Raw genomic sequence first — 19,454 nt, 5'->3', positions numbered from 1 at the left:
GCGGGGGTGCCATGATCGGTGGAGTTGAAAGAGGATCTGGTCATGGCCGTCTTGCGTTTTCTCCTGACCGCGACCGCCTGCGCGGGCGCGGCCGTCGCGATCGGACAGTTCATGGAAAGCGGCGTGTCGCGCGCCGCCGCGACGCCGGTCGACCTCCCCGAAACCTATCCCGAAGCGCCGGTGCTGACCGCCGCCGTCACCGAGATGGCGCCGCGCCTTTCCGGGGCGTTCGACCTGCCGCAGCCGCCGCGCAGCCCGGCCCGGCTGGCGCGGCTCGGGCCGGTGCCCGCGAAGGAGGGCTGCGATCTGCGCCTTTCGGCGGAGCCGCGCCCCGGCGCCATCGCGGAGCTGCAGCTTGCCGCGCCCTGCGCGCCGCTGGCCCGCGTCACGCTGCGGCATCAGGGGCTGACCGTGACGCTGCTGACCGATGCGCAGGGCGAGGCCGGGGTGCTGTTCCCGGCGCTCTCGCGCGACGCGGTCTTCATGGCCGAGGCGGGGGGCGCCATGGCGGTGGCCCGCACCGAGCTTCCGGACATGGCCGAATGGCACCGCGTGGCGCTGCAGTGGCGCGATGGCGACGGGCTCTCGCTCCACGCGCTGGCGCCCGGCGCGCGGTATGGCGAGCCCGGCCATGTGAGCCGCGACATGGCACCGGGCGCGGCAGGCGGGGCCTCGATGATCGGGCTTGGCGATCCGGCCGCACCGGCGCCGCGTCTGGCCGAGATCTACAGCGCGCCCCTGGGCGACGCCGCCGCGATCAGCATCGAGATCGAGGTCACCGCGACGAATTGCGGCAACCCGGTCGCGGCCGAGCTGGTCCGCCTGGGCGACGCCGAGAGCATCGCCAGCACCGATATCGAAGTCACGCTTCCGGGCTGCGACGCGGTGGGCGAGCTTCTCGTCTTGCAAAACCTCGAGCCGGGACTGACAGTCGCGTCGAGATGACGCCGCAACGCCCCGCACCCCCATCGTTTCAGCAGATCCTGCGCCGCGCGGCCCTCTGGGCCGCGTTGGCGTTCTGGCCGCTTCCGGCGCTGGCGCAGGAGCCGGACACCACCGTGCAGCTCACCTCGCGCAGCGGCTCGCTGCGCCTCACCGGCAGCCTGCTGGGCTATGACGGGCGCTATCTGCGGGTGGCGACCGAGCATGGCGAACTGACGCTGCCCTTGGCCGGCGTGAGCTGCGAGGGCATGGCCTGCCCCGATCCCGAGACATGGGTGCCCGAACTGCGGCTGTCTGGCGCGGCGCGGCTGGGCGAGCTGGTGCTGCCGGCGCTGGTCGACGGCTATGCGCGCGAACGGGGGCTGGCGATCGAAACCGTCGAGACCGATGCCACGCATCGGCATTACGCTCTCGTTGAGGCCGAGGGAGGCGAGACGCGGCTGCGGGTGTCGTTCCGGCTCACCTCGACCGAGGACGGCTTTGCCGACCTGCTGGCCGACGAAGCCGATCTCGCCATGGCCGAGCGGCTGCTCGACGCCGAGGAGCTGGCCCTGGCGCGCGATGCCGGTCTGGGCCGGCTCGACAGCCCCGGGCGGTTGCAGCTGATCGGCCTCGACGCGCTGGTGCCGGTGGTGGCGCCTGGGCGCAGGCTACGGGCCCTGTCGCTGCCGCAGCTGTCGCGGCTCTATGCGGGCGAGATCACCGACTGGTCGCGGCTGGGCGGTACGCCGGGGCCGGTGCGGCTGCATCTCGGGCCGGAGGCCAGCGGCCAGATGCAGGGCTTCGAGGCGCTGGTGCTGGGCCGCTCGGAGCGCGTCCTGTCGCCCGAGGTGATCCGCCATCCCGATACCGATACGCTGGCCGCCGCCGTGGCCGCCGATCCCGGCGGCATCGGCATGTTGCCCTTCGGGCGGCTCGGTACGACGCAGCCGCTGACGCTCGGCGGACCCTGCGGCCTGCGCAGCAACGCCAGCGCCGAGACGGTGATGACCGGGGATTTCCCGCTCACCCTGCCGCTGGTGCTCTACCGCCCGATGCGCCGCCTGCCGGAAGCGGCCGAGGCGTTTCTCGACTGGATCGCCAGCGCCGAGGCGCAGCTGGTGCTGCGCCGCGCCGGGGTGACCGGGCTGGCGCCGCTGCCGATTCCGATCGAGGCGCAGGGCCGCCGTCTCGCGGGGGCGGTGCTCGCGGCGGGCGAGGATGTGGGGCTGGGCGAGCTGCAGCGGATGTTGCGGGTGCTTGAGCCGCGCCAGCGCCTGTCGACCACCTTCCGCTTCGAGCCCGGCGCGGCGGCGCTCGACGCGGTGTCGCGCAGCCATGTGGTGCAGCTCGCCCACGCGATCCGGGACGGGCGTCACAACGGCGAGTCGCTGCTGCTGGCGGGGTTCAGCGACGGACTCGGCGGGCCCGTGGCCAATCACGACCTGTCGCTGGAACGGGCCGAGGCGGTGCGCGCGGCGGTGCTGTCGCTGCTTGGCGGCACGCTGCCCGCAGGCGTGGCGCTCGAGGTCGCGGCCTTCGGCGAGGCGCTGCCGATGGGCTGCGACGACACCGAGACCGGACGCGGCATCAATCGCCGGGTCGAGCTCTGGGTGGCACCGCTGCGCTAGAGCAGCCCCTCGGCGCGAAAGCTGGTCTCGCGCGATTTGCCGATGACGAGGTGGTCGTGCAGCATGATGCCCAAGGCTCCGGCGGCCGCCTCGATCTGCGCGGTCATGGCGATGTCGGCCTCGGACGGGGTCGGATCGCCCGAAGGGTGGTTGTGCACGAGGATCAGCGCCGAGGCGTTCAGCTCCAGCGCCCGCTTGACCACCTCTCGTGGATAGACGGGCACGTGGTCCACCGTGCCGCGCGCCTGCGCCTCGTCCGCGACGAGCACGTTGCGACGGTCGAGGAACAGCACCCGGAACTGCTCGGTCTCGCGATGCGCCATCACGGTGCGGCAGTAGTCGAGAAGCGGCTCCCAGCCCGACAGCACGGGGCGCGCGATGACCCGGGCGCGGGCCATGCGGTGGGCGACGGCCTCGACCAGCTTCAGGGCGCCGACGACCGAGGGCCCGACGCCCTCGATCCCGGACAATCGTGGGATCGGAGCCGCGAGGACCCGGTTGAGATCGCCGAACTCGTCGATCAGCCGCCGCGCCAGAGGTTTCATGTCCTGCCGCGGAACCGCGAGAAACAGCAGCAGCTCCAGAAGCTCGTAATCGGGCATCGCCTCGGCACCGCCAGAGAGGAACCTCTCGCGCAGGCGGCGGCGGTGGTCGGCCATGTAGGACGGCAGGCGACCCTTGGGCAGCGGCGCGATCTCGGCCACTTCGTCGGCGTCGAAGGGCAGGGGGCGCTCGGAGAATGACGGGTCGGGTGCCATGCCCGCGAATGTCTCGCGGGCATGGTTAAGACGGGCTTAAGAGGCTCAGCCCTTCATCGAGTCCCAGAACCCCTTCACGGCGGAGAAGAAGTTCGAGCTCTGCGGGTTGTTCTTCTCGCTCGCCTCGTCGAACTCGCGCAGCAATTCGCGCTGCCGCGCGGTGAGGTTCACCGGCGTCTCGACCGCGAGCTCGATGAACATGTCGCCGCGCTGGCCGCCGCGCAGCGCTGGCATGCCCTTGCCACGCAGCCGCATCTGCCGGCCCGACTGGCTGCCCTCTGGGATCTTCACCCGGCTCTTGCCGCCATCGATGGTCGGCACCTCGATATCGCCGCCCAGCGCCGCCGCCGCCATCGAGACGGGAACGCGGCAGTAGAGATCATGGCCGTCGCGCTTGAACAGCTGATGCTCGGCCACGTCGATGAAGATGTAGAGATCGCCCGAAGGACCACCCCTGAGCCCGGCCTCGCCTTCGCCCGCGAGACGGATCCGGGTGCCGGTCTCGACGCCCGCCGGGATGTTGACCGAGAGCGACTTCTCCTTTTCGACGCGTCCCGCGCCCTGGCAGGCCCGGCAGGGATCCTTGATGATCTGGCCGATGCCGTTGCAGGTCGGGCAGGTGCGCTCGACCGTGAAGAAACCCTGCTGCGCGCGGACCTTGCCCATGCCCGAACAGGTCGGGCAGGTGGCGGGCTCGGAGCCGTCGGAGGCGCCGGAGCCGTGGCACTTGCCGCAGGTGACCGAGGTCGGCACCGTCACGGTCTTCTGCATGCCGGCGAAGGCGTCCTCGAGATTGATGCGCAGGTTGTAGCGCAGGTCGTTGCCCCGCGCGGCGCGGGACCGACCGCCGCCACCGCCGCGCTGACCCATGAAATCGCCGAACAGATCGTCGAACACGTCCGAGAAGGCCGAGGCGAAATCGCCCTGGCCACGGAAGCCACCGGCGCCGCCGCCCGGACGCCCGCCCATGCCGCCCTCGAAGGCGGCGTGGCCATAGCGGTCATAGGCGGCCTTCTTGTCGGCATCCTTGAGCACGTCATAGGCCTCGTTGGCGGCCTTGAACTGCTCCTCGGCCTGCGGGTTGTCGGAGTTGCGATCGGGATGCAGCTCCTTCGCCTTGCGGCGATAGGCCTTCTTGATCTCGTCGGCGGACGCGCCCTTGGAGACCCCGAGCGTTTCGTAATAGTCGCGTTTTGCCATAGGATCGTCCTACCTTTCGGAAACGGAAGGAGCCGGCCCGGTCGCCGGGCCGGCTCCTTGGACTAGAGCTCTCGCGGCGCCTCAGCGGCCCCGCTTGTCGTCGTCCAGATCCTCGAAGTCGGCGTCGACGATGCCGTCGTCATCGTTGTCACGCGGCTTGTCGCTCTCGGCGGGCTCTTCCTCGCCGGCCTCGGCCTGGCTGGCCTTGTAGATCGCCTCGCCCAGCTTCATCGAAGCCTCGGAGACGTTCTGGATGCCGGAGCGGATCTTCTCGGGGTTGTCGCCCTCGAGCTCGTCCTTGAGCGCCGCGATGGCCAGCTCGATCGCCTCGACGGTCGAGGGATCGACCTTGTCGGAGTGCTCCTCGAGCGATTTCTCGGTCGAGTGGATCAGGCTCTCCGCCTGGTTCTTGGCCTCGACCAGATCGCGCCGCTTCTTGTCGGCGTCGGCGTTCTCCTCGGCCTCGCGCACCATCTTCTCGATGTCCTCGTCGGTGAGACCGCCCGAGGCCTGGATGGTGATCTTCTGCTCCTTGCCGGTGCCCTTGTCCTTGGCCGAGACCGAGACGATGCCGTTGGCGTCGATGTCGAAGGTCACCTCGATCTGCGGCATGCCGCGCGGCGCGGGCGGGATGTTCTCAAGGTTGAACTGGCCGAGCATCTTGTTGTCGGCGGCCATCTCGCGCTCGCCCTGGAAGACCCGGATCGTCACCGCGTTCTGGTTGTCCTCGGCGGTCGAGAAGATCTGGCTCTTCTTGGTCGGGATCGTGGTGTTGCGGTCGATCAGGCGGGTGAACACGCCACCCAGCGTCTCGATGCCGAGGCTCAGCGGCGTCACGTCGAGCAGCACCACGTCCTTGACGTCGCCCTGCAGCACGCCGGCCTGAATCGCCGCGCCGAGCGCCACCACCTCGTCGGGGTTCACGCCCTTATGCGGCTCCTTGCCGAAGAACTTGGTTACTTCCTCGATCACCTTGGGCATGCGGGTCATGCCGCCGACGAGAACCACCTCGTCGATCTCGGAGGTCGAGATGCCGGCATCCTTGAGCGCCGCCTGGCAGGGCTTCATCGAGGCCTTGATCAGGTCGCCGACGAGGCTTTCCAGCTTGGCGCGGGTCAGCTTCATGACCAGGTGCAGCGGCGTGCCGGTCTTGCCGTCCATCGAGATGAAGGGCTGGTTGATCTCGGTCTGCTGGCTGGAGGACAGCTCGATCTTGGCCTTCTCGGCCGCTTCCTTCAGGCGCTGCAGCGCCATCTTGTCCTGGGTGAGGTCGCTGCCATGCTCCTTTTTGAACTCCTCGGCGAGGTAGTTCACGATGCGCATGTCGAAATCCTCGCCACCGAGGAAGGTGTCGCCATTGGTCGACTTCACCTCGAACAGGCCGTCATCGATCTCGAGGATGGTGACGTCGAAGGTGCCGCCGCCGAGGTCGTAGACGGCGATGGTCTTCGAATCCTTCTTGTCGAGGCCATAGGCCAGCGCCGCCGCGGTGGGCTCGTTGATGATGCGCAGCACTTCGAGGCCGGCGATCTTGCCGGCGTCCTTGGTGGCCTGACGCTGGGCGTCGTTGAAATAGGCGGGAACGGTGATGACGGCCTGCGTCACCTCCTCGCCGAGATAGGACTCGGCGGTCTCCTTCATCTTCTGCAGCGTGAAGGCGGAGATCTGCGACGGGGAATACTTCTCGCCCTTCACCTCGACCCAGGCATCGCCATTGCCGCCATCGACGATCTTGTAAGGCACGAGCTTGCGGTCCTTCTCGACCGCGGCGTCGGACATGCGGCGGCCGATCAGGCGCTTGACCGCGTGGATCGTGTTGGACGGGTTGGTGACGGCCTGCCGCTTGGCGGGCTGGCCCACGAGCCGCTCGTCATCGGTGAAGGCGACGATCGACGGGGTGGTGCGGGCGCCTTCCGAGTTCTCGATCACGCGGGGCTGCGAGCCATCCATGATCGCGACGCAGGAATTGGTGGTCCCAAGGTCGATGCCGATTACTTTAGCCATGTTCAAAACCCTCTAGCTCTAGGCGGTTTTCCGGTGCGGACCCGTTGAGGCATCTGCCCCGGACAGGAATTTTGCGGCGGGACGGGCCCGTCGCGGATCACTGGGCTATATAGGGAGGGCATTTTCGGGCTGCAACTGGCAGCATTGGCCGAGACGCGCCATTTTGCCGTATGGCCGGAACCGGATGGCGGGAGAGCGGATGAGGGGCGAGGAGATCGAGCTGCGCGGCGTGAAGGTGCTGCCTGGCTTCATCGATGCGGATGCGCAGGTCGCGATGCTGGCGGAGCTGCGCGAAGTGGCGCGCGCCGCCCCGGTGATGCGCCCGGTGACCCGGCGCGGCCCGATGAGCGTGCAGATGACCTCCGCCGGCCGGCTGGGCTGGGTCGCGGACCGGCGCGGCTATCGCTACGCGCCGGTGCATCCCGAGACCGGCATGCCCTGGCCGCCGATCCCCGACAGCGTGCTCGGCGTCTGGCGTGCGGTCGCCGGGGTCGCGGTCGATCCCGACAGCTGCTTGGTCAATCTTTACCGTGAAGGGGCGAAGATGGGCATGCATCAGGATCGCGACGAGGGGGATTTCTCCTACCCGGTGGTGTCGATCAGCCTCGGCGACGAGGCGCTGTTCCGGGTGGGATCGGTCGAGCGGGGCGGCTCGACCGCCTCGATCTGGTTGCGTTCGGGCGATGTGGCGGTGATGGGCGGCGCAGCGCGGCTGGTGCATCACGGCATCGACCGGGTCCGGGCGGGGTCCTCGACGCTGATCCCGGGCGGCGGCCGGATCAATGTCACGCTGCGGGTGGTGCGGTAGCAAAACTCTTGCAAGAGTTTTTGCAAAAGCCTTGGAAGGCTTTTGGCGCGAAAGGCTCAGGGGGCGAGCGAACAGCAGCCGGTGCGGAGGCTGGTCTCGGGCGCCGCGCCGATCAGCATCGCCTCGAAGCCGTAGCGGCGCGAGGACATGCCGTCTGAGCATGGCTGGTTCAGCACCGACAGGGTCCAGATCGCCCCGCCCGCCGTCACCGCCCCGGCAAAACGGCCGCGATGGGCGGCGCTGCCCACGAGGTCGGGGGCGGGCGCGTCGAAGATCACCTCCTCGGGCGTATCCATGCGCCATGTCGCACCGGTCTCGAGACGCCAGAACGGCTCGGTCCCGAAGCAGGCGGCGAGGGGCGGGATTGCCCCGTCCCATTGCCCAGGGCGACGGTCGAGGAAGGACAGCGCCACCCAGCCGGTGCCCTCCCTGGCATTGACCCGGCCCCAACGCCCGTCGCGCGACATCTCGATCACCTCGACGCCGCGCGTGTCATGGGCGAGCCTGCCGATCACCTCGTGGCCGGCGCCGGGGCCCGAGCGGATGTTGAGCGCGTCATCCGCCGCGACACGCGCCACGTCGAACAGCGCCGGCCAGGCATCGACCGTGGCCGAGACGGGCGCGGCCCAGAGCCCGAAAAGCAGCGCCAGCCACCTCATCGTCCGGCGCTCCAACTCGCGGAGGCGCGCTTGCGGGTGAAGAACTCGGCCATCATGCCGATCGCCACCAGCGCCAGCCCGACCCAGAGCGGGTAGAGAGCCGAGGTGAAATGCGGCGTGTAGTTGAGAAAGACATGGCCGCGCGCCTGATCGATCGCGTGGAACAGCGGGTTCCAGTCGAACACCGGCAGCAGGTAACCGGGCAGCGTGTTGGCGACAAACATCTTGCCCGAGGCGATCATGTTGGTGCGGGCATAGACCGAGACGCCGATCTGGGTGAATTCCGGCAGCCAGGGCTTGATCGCCATGAAGATCATCCCGACGCCGACGCCCGAGAACCACGCGACCAGCAGCATGCCCATCGCGCCGACGGGGTCGTCGATCTCCACCGGCGTCACCAGCACGTGGTAGAAGAACAGGATCACCAGGAGCGACAGCAGCTGGATGTAGAGCGCGCCCAAGGCCGCCGCGGAGATGGTCACGGCGGTGTTGAGCGGCGCGTGCTTCATCATCGACGAGGCCGGGCCGTCGGCCTTGACCACGGCCGTCACCGCCTTGGTATGAGTCAGGAACAGGAAGATCCCCGACATCAGGTAGAGCAGGAAATCGCCCCTGAGCCCGGCGCCGCGCGCGCCGATCAGGGTGAACATCAGGTAGAAGGCGAGCACGAAGATCACCGCCTGCGCGATGTTCAACAACAGCCCGGCCAGCGCGTTGCGGTGGCTCCGGCGCACCTCGCGCACCGTGGAGTGATAGATCAGCTCGGCCAGTCCGGCGGCGCGTCTGCCGGTGCCACGGGGGCGCTCGCTTTCGAACATCTGACCTCGCTTGGCGGCCGGCGGGGCCGGCGACGAATTTCTTGCCGATCCTCAGGCAGGACATCATAAGGATATCGCTCCGCCTATCAACTTTGCACGAAGCGGATGACGATTTCGGGGCGCCACATTGTTGAAAGGGACGATTGCATGGATTTCGAACGGCTGATGCAGGTGATGCGCACCCTGGCCATCGAGGCGGGCGAGAAGATCATGGAGATCTATGACGGCCCCGATTTCGACGTCCGCGCCAAGGGCGACGACAGCCCCGTCACCGCCGCCGACGAGGCCGCCGACGCGCTGATCTCGGCCGGTCTGCGCGAGGCCTTTCCCGACCTGCCCCTGGTCACCGAGGAGCAGGCCGACAGCCATGGCCAGTCCGTCTCGACCTTCCTGATCGTCGATCCGCTCGACGGCACCAAGGAATTCGTGCAGCGCCGCGGCGATTTCACCGTCAACATCGCCCTGGTCGAGGACGGCCAGCCCACCCGCGGCGTCGTCTACGCCCCCGCCAAGCAGCGCCTGTTCTACACCGATGCCTCCGGCGTCTCGGTCGAGGAGCAGGGCCCGTTCGACGCCCGGACCGCTGGCGCCACGACGCCGATCTCGGTCTCGGTGCCCGAGACCGCGCTGCGCGTCGTCGCCTCCAAGAGCCACCGCGACGCCGCCACCGACGACTATATCAACAAGTACAAGGTCGCGGACATGAAGAGCGCGGGATCCTCGCTCAAGTTCTGCCTCGTGGCGACCGGCGAGGCCGATCTCTACCCGCGGCTCGGCCGCACCATGGAATGGGACACGGCCGCCGGTCACGCGGTGCTGGCGGGCGCGGGCGGCCGGGTGGTCCGTTTCGACGATCACACCCCGCTGGGCTATGGCAAGCCGGGCTTCGAGAACCCGTTCTTCATCGCCCATGCGCCGGGCGTGGAGCTGGCGAAACCCTGATGTCCGTGTTGATCGTCATCCCCGCGCGCTATGCCTCGACCCGTTATCCCGGCAAGCCGCTGGTCGAACTCAGGGGCGCCACCGGCGAGGCGCGCAGCCTCGTTCGCCGCTCCTGGGAGGCGGCGCGGCAGGTGTCTGGCGATCCGCGTATCGTCGTCGCCACAGATGACGAGCGAATCCGCGACCATGCGGAGGGCTTCGGCGCCGAGGTGGTGATGACCTCGGAAGCCTGCCGCAACGGCACCGAGCGCTGCGCCGAGGCGTTCGACGTGCTGGGCGGTGGCTTCGAGATCGTCGTGAACCTGCAGGGCGACGCGCCGCTGACGCCGCCCTGGTTCGTGGAGCGGCTGATCGAGGATCTGCGCGACCACCCGGTGGCCGAGGTGGCCACGCCGGTGCTGCGGGCCGACGCGGCGGCGCTGCGGGGATTCCGCGAGGATCGCCGCGCCGGCCGGGTCGGCGGCACCACCGCGGTCTTCGGTGCCGACAACACCGCGCTCTACTTCTCAAAGGAAGTCATCCCCTACACGGGCCGCGACGATTACGCCGCCGACGAGGCGACGCCGGTGTTCCACCATGTCGGCGTCTATGCCTACCGCCCCTCGGCGCTCGCCGCCTATGGCCGCTGGCCGCAGGGGCCGCTGGAGACGCTCGAGGGGCTGGAGCAGCTGCGCTTTCTCGAGCGTCGGGTGCCGATCCTCTGCGTCGAGGTCGAGGCGCGGGGACGGCAGTTCTGGGAGCTGAACAACCCGCAGGACGTGCCGCGGATCGAGGCGATGCTCGCCGAGATGCGGGTGGCGTGACGCCGGGGCGCGTCAGCGTCGTCATCGCCAGCCGCGGCCGCGCATCGGCGCTGCGGCTGTGCCTCACCGCCTTGGCGCAGAACCGTCACCCCGCCTATGAGGTGATCGTCGTCACCGATGCCGAGGGCGAGGCCACGCTGGCGCCATGGGGCGACCGCATCCGGGTGCGGCGTTGCGACGAGGCCAATATCAGCCTCGCGCGCAACATCGGCATCGAGGCGGCGGCGGGCGAGGTGGTGGCCTTTCTCGACGATGACGCGCTGCCCGAGCCGGGCTGGCTCGCCGCGCTCACCGCGCCATTCGCGGACGAGACGGTGGCGGCGGCGGGCGGCTTCGTGCGCGGCCCGGGCCATCTGGGCTGGCAATGGCGGGCGCGGGCGGCCTTCGCCGATGGCAGCTGCCGCGACCTCGTCATGGAAAGGGACGAGACCATGGTGCTGCGCGGCCGGCTCGGGCGCGGCATCAAGACCGAGGGCACCAACATGGCGCTGCGCCGCTCGGTGCTCGCCGCGATGGGTGGCTTCGATCCGGCCTACCGGTTCTATCTCGACGAGACCGACCTCAATCTGCGCCTCGCGGCGCTGGGCGCGCGTACCGCCGTGGTGCCGGGGGCGCAGGTCCATCACGGCTATCTCGAGAGCCCGCGCCGCCGCCATGACAGGGTGCCGCGCGACCTGTCCGAGATCGGCGCCAGCCTGGCGGTGTTCCTGCGGCGCCACGGCGCCCGGCTCGACGGCAACGCCCGGATCGAGGCCGAGCGCGCGGCGCAGCGGCGCAGGCTCTTGCACCACATGCAATGGGGCCGGATCGCACCGAGCGATGTCGGGCCGCTGATGGCCGGCTTCGATGCCGGCGTCTCCGAGGGAAGGCTGCGGGAGTTGAGGCGGCTGTCGCCGCTCGACGAGCCGCCGCCGCCCTTCGCGCCACTGCACGACGACATGCCCGATATGCCCAGCGTGTGGCTGTCGGCCCGGCCCTTTACCGCGCGGGCGCAGATGGCCGAGGCCGCGACGCTCGCGGCGCGCGGACACGTGGTGACGCTGCTGGTGCTGTGGCCCGATGCCCGGCGCCACCGGCTGCGCTTCGATCCACGCGGCGTCTGGGTCCAGTCGGGTGGGCTGTTCGGACCGTCGCTGCCGGGTGACCCGGCCTTCCGCTACTGGCGTTTCGCCGAGCGCGCGGCCTTCGAGGAGGCGCGCCAGAGAGTGCTGCGCGACCCCGCCGCCTGTGGTGCGGTCTGATGCGATGAAACCGTCATTGTAATCGCGTGTTCTGTGATAGACAGATGTGACAGCACATCGTGATTTCGTTTTCTACGCCTCCGCTTTTTCGGAGTGGCGACCCAAAGGACCTAGACAGATGACACAACGCGTGACCAAGGCCGTCTTCCCCGTTGCAGGACTTGGAACACGTTTCCTTCCGGCCACCAAATCGGTGCCCAAGGAAATCATGACCCTCGTCGACAAGCCGTTGATCCAATACGCGATCGACGAGGCCCGCGCCGCCGGGATCGAGGAGTTCATCTTCGTCACCGCGCGTGGAAAATCGGCGCTCGAGGACTACTTCGACCATTCCCCCGAACTGGAAGCGCGTCTTGCCGAGGATGGCAAGCAGCAGCTGCTCGACGTGCTGAAATCGACCTACATGCCGTCGGGCGCCATCGCCTATATCCGCCAGCATCAGGCGCTGGGCCTCGGCCACGCCGTCTGGTGCGCCCGTCACCTGATCGGCGACGCGCCCTTCGCGGTGATTCTGCCCGACGACGTGATCGCGGCCGACAAGCCCTGCCTGCAGCAGATGGTCGAGGCGCATCGCGAAACCGGCGGCTGCATGGTGGCCGCGATGGAGGTGCCGAACGAGCGCACATCCTCCTACGGCGTGCTCGACGTCGAGCCGGGCGAGAGCAATTCGATGAAGGTACGCGGCATGGTCGAAAAGCCCAAGCCCGCCGACGCGCCTTCGAACCTCGCGGTGATCGGCCGCTACATCCTGTCGCCCGAGGTGATGCACCATCTCGATTCCGGCGAGAAGGGCGCGGGCGGCGAGATCCAGCTCACCGATGCGATCGCCAAGGAGATCGACGGGCCGCGCGGCGTCTATGGCTACCGTTTCGCCGGCGAGCGCTACGATTGCGGCTCGAAGGCGGGCTTCCTGCAGGCGACCGTGGCTTTCGGCCTCGCCCGCGAGGAACTGCGCGACGAGTTCGGCCAGTATCTCAACGAGGTCATGGGGCTGCGCAACGCCGCGCAGTAATCGCCCCGCAGGCGGATACCCGGCCGCATGGGCGCGCCCAAGGCGCTGGTTCTCGACCTGACGCGGCTCGCGAGCCGCGCCGGGCGGACGAGGACCGGCGTCGACCGGGTCGAGCGGGCCTGGCTCGATGCCTGCCTCGCCGAAACGCGGCCGGTCTTCGGACTGCTGCGTACGCCGATCGGTTTTCTGCTTCTCGATCGCGCCGGGCTGACGCGCTTTGCGGCCGCGTCGGATACCGATGAATGGGGCGCGGCGGGACGCGTGGCATCGCTGTTTCGCAAGCTGGATCCCCCCCGGCGCGCGGCGCAGGGCCATGTTCGTCGCCATGCCATCGCCCGCAGCACGCGGCCCGGGCTCGAACGGATGCTACGCCGTCATCTGCCGCCCGGTGCACTCTATCTTAATACCGGCCATGCAGATCTCGACGACCGGGTGATGCGGGCGATGCGGGGTGCGGGCGCGCGGATCGCGGTGCTGCTGCACGACACGATCCCGCTCGATCTGCCTTGGGCCGCGCGGCCCGGCACGGCGGAGGGCTTTGCCGCGAAGCTCGACGTGGTGGCGCGCCATGCCGACCGGGTCATCGTCACCGCCCGGACCACGGCCGCGCCGGTGACGGCGCGTCTGGCAGGGCGCGGTCGCCTGCCCGAGATCGTCGTGGCGCCGCTGGGCGTCACACCGGCCCGGCCCGACCCCACGGCCCTGCCTCCGGGGCTCGATCTGGAAGCGCCCTTCATGGTGGCGCTGGGCACCATCGAGCCGCGTAAGAATCACGCGCTGCTGCTCGACGTCTGGGAACGGCTGGGGCCGCAGGCGCCGCGGTTGCTGATCTGCGGGGCGCGCGGCTGGAACAATGCCGAGGTCTTCGCCCTGCTCGACCGGGGCGTGGCCGGCGTGACCGAGCTTCCGGGCCTGTCGGACGCCGCGATCGCGGCGCTTCTGGAACGGGCGCAGGCGCTGGTCTTTCCCTCGCTGGCCGAGGGTTACGGGCTGCCGCCGCTGGAGGCGCTGGCACTGGGCTGCCCGGTGATATGTGGCGATCTTGCCATCTGCCGCGAATTGCTCGGGGACCGCGCCGTTTACTGCGACCCGACCGATCGCTACCAGTGGGAACGGGCGGTCCGGGCGCAGACCGCGATCTCCGCAACCCCGCCTCGTCTCGACCCGCCCAGCTGGGAGGCCCATGTCGCCCGCGCCTTGGACGGGCTGTGAGGCGCGGATCGCGAGGAGGGGCAGGCGCGTGAAGGCCTGGCAGGCATATCGGCTGAGACTGCAACGCAGACGCTGGCGGCTGCGCGCGCTGCGCAAGCGACGCGAGCTGTCGGTGGTGGCCGACCGCACCGAAAAGATCCGCCCCGCCGACATCCTCGTGCTGACCACCCTGCGCAACGAGAACGCGCGGCTGCCGCATTTCCTCGACTACTACCGGGGGCTTGGGGTGGGCCATTTCCTGGTGGTCGACAATGGCAGCACGGATGGCGGCGCCGAATATCTCGCGGCGCAGGAGGACGTGTCGCTGTGGCGCACCGAGGCGAGCTACAAGCGCGCGCGCTTCGGGGTCGATTGGCTCAACTGGCTGGCGCGCCGCCATGGCCACGGCCATTGGTGCCTGACCGTCGATCCCGACGAGCTGCTGGTCTATCCGTTTTGCGATACGCGGCCGCTCAGGGCGCTGACCGACTGGCTCGACGCGTCGTCGATCCGCAGCTTCGGGGCGATGCTGCTCGACCTCTACCCGAAGGGGCCGATCGGCGCGCAGCCCTACGCGCGCGGAGACGATCCGCTCGACATCGCCTGCTGGTTCGATCCCGGCAATTACAGCCTGTCGCGCAACGCGACCTACGGCAATCTGTGGATTCAGGGCGGGCCCCGGGCCCGCAGCTTCTTCGCGGACGACCCCGAACGCGCGCCCGCGCTCAACAAGATCCCGCTGGTGAAGTGGGACCGCCGCTTCGCCTATGTCAGCTCGACCCACATGCTGCTGCCGCGCGGGCTCAACCTCGTCTACGACGAATGGGGCGGCGAGAAGACCTGCGGCATGCTGCTCCATACCAAGTTTCTCGACGGCTTTTCCGACAAGGCCCACGAGGAGCTGCAGCGCCGCCAACATTACGCCGCAAGCGCCGAATACAAGGCCTATGCCGCCGCGCTTGAGGCGGAGCCCGAGCTGTGGTGCCGATGGAGCGAAAGATACATCAACTGGCGTCAGCTCGAGGTGCTGGGGCTGATGTCGCGGGGCAACTGGACGTGAGCTTCGGGGTCGTCATCCTCGTGCACAACGCGCTGGACCGCGCGGCCCAGGTGATCCGGCACTGGGCGGCTGCGGGCTGCCCGGTGGTGGTGCATGTCGACCGTGCCGTGCGTCGCGCCCGGTTCGAGCGGTTTCGTGCGGAGCTCGGCGATCTTTCCGACCGGGTGCTTTTCTGCTCGCGCCACCGCTGCGAATGGGGCGGCTGGGGCATCGTCGCGGCGACCCAGTCCGGGGCGGAATTGCTGCTGGAACGGTTTCCAGGCCTGGGACACGTCTATCTGGCTTCTGGCTCCTGCGTACCGCTGCGCCCCGTGGCGGAGCTCGACGCCTTCCTCGCCGCGCGGCCCCGCACCGATTTCATCGAGAGCGCCCGGGTCACGCAGGTGCCTTGGACCGTAGGCGGCCTGTCCGAGGAGCGCTTCACGCTGCGCTTCCCGTTTTCCTGGAAACGACGGCGCTGGCTGTTCGACCGTTACGTCGCGCTGCAGCGCCGGCTCGGGGTACATCGGAGACTGCCCGCCGGGTTCGAACCGTATATGGGTTCGCAATGGTGGTGCCTGTCGGCGGCGACGCTGCGCGCGATCCTGTCGGATCCGCAGCGCCCCGAGATCGACCGCTATTTTCGCCGGGTCTGGATTCCCGACGAGAGCTATTTCCAAAGCCTCGCGCGGCGCTGGTCGACGCATATCGAGAGCCGATCGCTGACGATGTGCAAGTTTGATTTTCAGGGCAAGCCGCACCTGTTCTACGATGATCACTTGCCATTGCTGCGTCGCTCGGGCTGTTTCGTGGCCCGCAAGATCTGGCCCCGGGCGCAGGCGATCTACGACGAGATGGCCGCGGGCGGCCATCCGGCAGGCGAGGCCGCGCCCTCGCCCGCGCGCATCGACCGGGTCTTTGCCGAGGCGACCGAGCGGCGGGTGCGCGGCCGGTCGGGTCTCTACATGCAGAGCCGTCTGCCGAATCCGGGCTGGGAAAACGGCTTTACCGCCGCCCCCTATGGCGTGCTCGAAGGCTTCGCCGAGCTGCATGACGGCTTCACGGAGTGGTTCGCCCGCGCCAGCGGCGCCACGGTGCATGGCCATATCTTCGCACCTGAGCGGGTCGAGTTCGCGGATGGCGCGACGGTCTGGCGCGGCGCCATGTCGGACAGCGCGGCGCTGCGCGACCATCAGGGGCCGCGCTTTCTCACCAACCTGATCTGGAACGGGCGCGGCGCGCGGCAGGTGTTCCAGTTCGGTCCGCGCGACAGCCAGCGGGTAAGCTGGGACATCGCCAAGGACCCCAATGCCAGGATCGGCGTCATCTCGGGGGCTTGGGCGGTGCCGCTGCTCCGTTCGGGCCGACCGGCGGCGCGGCTATGCGATCTGGCGGCGCGGCTTCAGCAGGTCGAGGCCGATCACCTCGCGGCGCTGCGCTCGCCCCATGCCAAGGCGCGGATCCGCGTCTGGACGCTGGCGGAATTCCTCGAGGCGCCGGCCGAGGCGCTGGCGCTGATGCTGTCGGACATCGCGCCGGGCCGCGCGGGACCGCCGCCGCCACCGCCCGCCATGGTGCCGCTCGACGGGCTGGGACGGTTCCTGCAGGAGATGCGCAATCTCGGCATGCATCCCTATCTGACCGGCGACATTCCGATCGAACCGCCGGCGCCGCGCCGACCTGCGCCGCGGCCCTATCTGGTGAGACCCCATGCCTGAATTCGACAGCTTCGTGGTGCTCGCCGAGATGCGCACCGGCTCGAATTTCCTCGAAGCCAATCTGAACGCGCTCGACGGCGTGCGTTGCCATGGCGAGGCGTTCAACCCGCATTTCATCGGCAGCCCGCAGGACCCGCCGATCCTCGGGTTTGATCGCGCCGCGCGCGATGCCGATCCCACCGCGCTCCTGGCGCGGCTGCGGGCGGCGCCCGGTCTCAACGGGTTTCGCTATTTCGGCGATCACGATCCGAGGCTCTTCGCGCCGATCATGGACGAGCCGCGCATCGCCAAGATCGTGCTGACCCGCAACCCGCTCGATTCCTATGTCAGCCACCGTATCGCCGCCGCCACCGGGCAGTGGAAGCTGACCGACGCGCGCCATGCCCGCGCCGCGCGCATCCGTTTCGAGCCGGAGGGATTCGAGACGCATCTGCAGCGGCTGCAAGAGACGCAGATCCGGATCATGGGGGCGCTGCAGCGGAGCGGCCAGACCGCCTTCTACGTCGATTACGAGGATCTGCAGGATGTCGAGGTCCTGAACGGCCTCGCGGCCTGGCTCGGGGTGACGGGGCGGCTCGACGCTCTCGACCGGGGGCTCAAGAAACAGAACCCCGGCCCGATCACGGACAAGGTCGAGAATGTCGAGGAAATGCAGGCGGCGCTGGCGCGGATCGACAGGTTCGACCTGCACCGCACACCGAATTTCGAGCCGCGGCGCGGCGCGATGGTGCCGGGCTACATCGCCGCCGCGACCACGGGGCTGTTGTGCCTGCCGCTGACATCGGGGCCCGAGGCGGCGCTTCGGCATTGGCTCGAAGCGCTCGATGGCGCGCCGGTCCGCGAGGGGTTCACCCAAAAGACGCTGCGCGACTGGCGCCGCGCCCATCCCGGGCATCGCAGCTTCGCGGTGCTGCGCCACCCGGTGGCGCGGGCCCATGCCGCCTTTTGCGACCGGATCCTGTCCACGGGCCCCGGCTCGTATGGCGAGATCCGCGACACGCTGCGTCGCCGCCACGGGCTGCCCATCGATGCGGCCGCGAACGGGCCCGACCCCGATCCGGCGCGGCACCGCGCGGCCTTCTTGCAGTTCGCGGGCTTTCTGAAGGCCAATCTCGGCGGCCAGACCGCGATCCGCGTCGATGCGGCATGGGCCAGCCAGAGCGCGCTGTTGCAGGGCGCGGCCTCGGTCGAAAGTCCGGATGCGGTATTGCGCGAGACGGAGCTGGCGCGTGACCTGCCATGGATCGCCGCGCAGCTCGGGCGCAAAGCGCCGCCATGGCGGCCCGCACAGGGCCCGCAGGAGGCCGCGCTCGTGGCGATCTACGATGCCGAGGTCGAACGGGCGATTCGCGCGGTCTATGCGCGCGATTACGATCGCTTCGGATTCGAGGATTGGCAGCCGCTGCCCGGCTGAGGGCCCCGGAGAATCAGGCGGCCTGTATCGCCGGGCCCTCGGTGAGGATCGCGTGCAGCGTACCGATCTCGGCATTGGCGCGCAGCTTCTGGCAGGTGGCGGCGTCGCGCAGCGTGCGCGACACCAGCGCCAGCGCTTTCAGGTGCTCGACGCCGCTGCCATCCGGCGCCAGCAGGCAGAAGACGAGGTCCACGGGCTGGCGGTCGATCGAATCGAATTCGAGGGGCTTTTCCAAGCGGATGAACAGGCCGCGCACCCGCTCGAGCCCTTCGAGCCGGGCATGCGGCAGCGCCACGCCATGACCGACGCCGGTCGGACCGAGGCCTTCGCGCTCGAGCAGCGCCTCGACCACGCGGCCAGAGGGCAGGTCGTAGCAGCTCTCGGCGAGGTCCCCGAGATCCTGGAACAGGCGCTTCTTGGAGCTGGTGGAGGCCAGCATCTTCACGCCCTCGGAGGGTAGGATCTCGGAAATCTGCATAGGGAATCCCCTGTCTGCGAGGCGGGCTCGGAGAGCCAGGATCTGGCGCCCTCCTAGCCGATGTTGCGCGGGTCGATCCAGCCGAAATTGCCGTCCTCGCGGCGATAGACCACGTTGATCCCGCTATGCTTCTCGTTTCGGAACACCAGCACCGGCGCATCCGCCAGCTCAAGCTGCATCACCGCTTCACCGACCGAGAGCTCGGGAATCTTCGATTCCATCTCCGCGACGATCATCGGTGCCAGGCCGTCCTGCTCGGTCTCTTCATTGTCTCCTGACGCGGCGAGGATATAGGAGCCCGCGAGGGATTGTTCAACCGGGTTCGGGCGCGCCTTGTGGTGGTCCTTCAGGCGGCGCTTGTAGCGCCTGAGCTGCTTGTCCATCTTCTCGCAGCAGGCCTCGAAAGCGGCGTAGATCTCGGTGGCGCGGCCGGTGGCCTGGGCGTTCAACCCGGTGGACAGATGCACCACGGCTTCGCAGACATGCTCATGGCCGGAGCGCGAGAACACCACGTTGGCATCGGTCGGGCGACCGGCATATTTGCCGACGGTCGCGCCCAGTTCGGTCTGCACATGTATCTGCAGCGACTCGCCGATCTCGATCTGCTTGCCGGTGATCTGGTAGCGCATGGACGTCTCCTTTGGGGGCACGGCTCCGCGAAGCGGGCCTCGGGCTCGCGTCGCTCAGGGGCCGGCAAGGGGTGAGGATGGGCAGGGCCCGCGCTGTCCGCGCGCCGTGCGGCCCGTTGCGTCGGAGCCGTCTGAAGCTGTGGACAAGGGTGTCTGGCCTGCGTCATCGAGTCCCATCTCGCCCGATC

At 69.1% G+C, this 19,454-nt stretch carries 18 protein-coding genes; 11 read left to right on the top strand and 7 right to left on the bottom strand.

Going from position 1 to position 19,454, the window contains the following annotated elements:
- The first annotated feature begins 42 nt into the window (after nucleotides 1–42).
- Both ACRAQ3_RS14970 and ACRAQ3_RS14965 read left to right on the top strand, forming a co-directional pair.
- Complete coding sequence (locus ACRAQ3_RS14970) at nucleotides 43–945, top strand: hypothetical protein (protein ID WP_432255154.1); 903 nt, start codon at nucleotides 43–45, stop codon at nucleotides 943–945.
- Nucleotides 942–2,552 (top strand): phosphate ABC transporter substrate-binding/OmpA family protein, encoded by a 1,611-nt coding sequence (locus tag ACRAQ3_RS14965; protein WP_432255153.1) that lies wholly within the window; start codon nucleotides 942–944, stop codon nucleotides 2,550–2,552. Before ACRAQ3_RS14970 ends, ACRAQ3_RS14965 begins: the two co-directional genes overlap by 4 nt.
- On the opposite strand, the gene radC is transcribed toward ACRAQ3_RS14965, so the two are convergent.
- From radC to dnaK, 3 genes are all read right to left on the bottom strand, one after another.
- Entirely contained in the window at nucleotides 2,549–3,310 is a 762-nt protein-coding gene (radC, locus tag ACRAQ3_RS14960; RefSeq protein ID WP_432255152.1) for a RadC family protein, read from the bottom strand. The two genes, ACRAQ3_RS14965 and radC, sit on opposite strands and share 4 nt — an antisense overlap.
- Before the next feature lie 45 nt (nucleotides 3,311–3,355).
- A complete protein-coding gene (gene dnaJ / locus ACRAQ3_RS14955; protein WP_085895274.1) occupies nucleotides 3,356–4,510 on the bottom strand; it encodes a molecular chaperone DnaJ in 1,155 nt (384 codons plus the stop codon).
- Nucleotides 4,511–4,591: 81 nt separating this feature from the next.
- Nucleotides 4,592–6,514 (bottom strand): molecular chaperone DnaK, encoded by a 1,923-nt coding sequence (dnaK, locus tag ACRAQ3_RS14950; protein ID WP_269397281.1) that lies wholly within the window; start codon nucleotides 6,512–6,514, stop codon nucleotides 4,592–4,594.
- 199 nt (nucleotides 6,515–6,713) lie between these two features.
- Here dnaK and ACRAQ3_RS14945 point away from each other — a divergent pair, with 199 nt between their 5' ends.
- Nucleotides 6,714–7,322 carry an alpha-ketoglutarate-dependent dioxygenase AlkB family protein gene (locus ACRAQ3_RS14945; RefSeq protein WP_432255151.1) on the top strand — a complete coding sequence of 203 codons (609 nt, stop codon included), beginning with the start codon at nucleotides 6,714–6,716 and terminating at the stop codon, nucleotides 7,320–7,322.
- A gap of 56 nt (nucleotides 7,323–7,378) precedes the next feature.
- Here the strand turns inward: ACRAQ3_RS14945 and ACRAQ3_RS14940 are convergent, their stop codons facing one another.
- Together ACRAQ3_RS14940 and ACRAQ3_RS14935 are read right to left on the bottom strand one after the other, a co-directional pair.
- Nucleotides 7,379–7,981, bottom strand: coding sequence for an SH3 domain-containing protein (locus ACRAQ3_RS14940; protein WP_432255150.1), 603 nt, complete (start codon nucleotides 7,979–7,981; stop codon nucleotides 7,379–7,381).
- Nucleotides 7,978–8,799 carry an ABC transporter permease gene (locus tag ACRAQ3_RS14935; protein WP_432255149.1) on the bottom strand — a complete coding sequence of 274 codons (822 nt, stop codon included), beginning with the start codon at nucleotides 8,797–8,799 and terminating at the stop codon, nucleotides 7,978–7,980. The genes ACRAQ3_RS14940 and ACRAQ3_RS14935 overlap by 4 nt, the downstream gene beginning before the upstream one ends.
- Before the next feature lie 147 nt (nucleotides 8,800–8,946).
- On the opposite strand from ACRAQ3_RS14935, the gene cysQ reads away from it, so the two are divergent.
- From cysQ to ACRAQ3_RS14895, 8 genes are all read left to right on the top strand, one after another.
- The gene (cysQ, locus tag ACRAQ3_RS14930; protein ID WP_432255148.1) at nucleotides 8,947–9,741 is read left to right on the top strand and encodes a 3'(2'),5'-bisphosphate nucleotidase CysQ; all 795 of its coding nucleotides are present in this window, start codon (nucleotides 8,947–8,949) and stop codon (nucleotides 9,739–9,741) included.
- On the top strand, nucleotides 9,741–10,544 hold the full coding sequence (locus ACRAQ3_RS14925; RefSeq protein WP_269397276.1) for a 3-deoxy-manno-octulosonate cytidylyltransferase: 804 nt from the start codon (nucleotides 9,741–9,743) through the stop codon (nucleotides 10,542–10,544). The genes cysQ and ACRAQ3_RS14925 overlap by 1 nt, the downstream gene beginning before the upstream one ends.
- On the top strand, nucleotides 10,541–11,785 hold the full coding sequence (locus ACRAQ3_RS14920) for a glycosyltransferase family 2 protein (RefSeq protein WP_432255147.1): 1,245 nt from the start codon (nucleotides 10,541–10,543) through the stop codon (nucleotides 11,783–11,785). The genes ACRAQ3_RS14925 and ACRAQ3_RS14920 overlap by 4 nt, the downstream gene beginning before the upstream one ends.
- Nucleotides 11,786–11,903: 118 nt before the next feature.
- The gene (gene galU, locus ACRAQ3_RS14915; protein ID WP_432255146.1) at nucleotides 11,904–12,797 is read left to right on the top strand and encodes a UTP--glucose-1-phosphate uridylyltransferase GalU; all 894 of its coding nucleotides are present in this window, start codon (nucleotides 11,904–11,906) and stop codon (nucleotides 12,795–12,797) included.
- A gap of 27 nt (nucleotides 12,798–12,824) precedes the next feature.
- Entirely contained in the window at nucleotides 12,825–14,009 is a 1,185-nt protein-coding gene (locus tag ACRAQ3_RS14910) for a glycosyltransferase (protein ID WP_432255145.1), read from the top strand.
- A gap of 28 nt (nucleotides 14,010–14,037) precedes the next feature.
- Entirely contained in the window at nucleotides 14,038–15,048 is a 1,011-nt protein-coding gene (locus ACRAQ3_RS14905) for a glycosyltransferase family 2 protein (RefSeq protein WP_269397272.1), read from the top strand.
- Nucleotides 15,045–16,745 (top strand): beta-1,6-N-acetylglucosaminyltransferase, encoded by a 1,701-nt coding sequence (locus ACRAQ3_RS14900; RefSeq protein ID WP_432255144.1) that lies wholly within the window; start codon nucleotides 15,045–15,047, stop codon nucleotides 16,743–16,745. Before ACRAQ3_RS14905 ends, ACRAQ3_RS14900 begins: the two co-directional genes overlap by 4 nt.
- Nucleotides 16,738–18,159 carry a nodulation protein NodH gene (locus ACRAQ3_RS14895; RefSeq protein WP_432255143.1) on the top strand — a complete coding sequence of 474 codons (1,422 nt, stop codon included), beginning with the start codon at nucleotides 16,738–16,740 and terminating at the stop codon, nucleotides 18,157–18,159. Before ACRAQ3_RS14900 ends, ACRAQ3_RS14895 begins: the two co-directional genes overlap by 8 nt.
- A 13-nt stretch (nucleotides 18,160–18,172) precedes the next feature.
- On the opposite strand, the gene ACRAQ3_RS14890 is transcribed toward ACRAQ3_RS14895, so the two are convergent.
- Both ACRAQ3_RS14890 and hpf read right to left on the bottom strand, forming a co-directional pair.
- Nucleotides 18,173–18,637, bottom strand: coding sequence for a PTS sugar transporter subunit IIA (locus ACRAQ3_RS14890; protein WP_085895299.1), 465 nt, complete (start codon nucleotides 18,635–18,637; stop codon nucleotides 18,173–18,175).
- Nucleotides 18,638–18,690: 53 nt separating this feature from the next.
- On the bottom strand, nucleotides 18,691–19,266 hold the full coding sequence (gene hpf / locus ACRAQ3_RS14885) for a ribosome hibernation-promoting factor, HPF/YfiA family (protein WP_085895300.1): 576 nt from the start codon (nucleotides 19,264–19,266) through the stop codon (nucleotides 18,691–18,693).
- Nucleotides 19,267–19,454 lie beyond the last annotated feature (188 nt).

Origin of the sequence: Limimaricola sp. AA108-03, from assembly GCF_050847355.1 — a bacterium.
Taxonomy (GTDB): domain Bacteria; phylum Pseudomonadota; class Alphaproteobacteria; order Rhodobacterales; family Rhodobacteraceae; genus Limimaricola.
The sequence above is the reverse complement of the archived record's forward strand: the minus strand, read 5'-3'. Positions and strand labels throughout refer to the sequence as shown.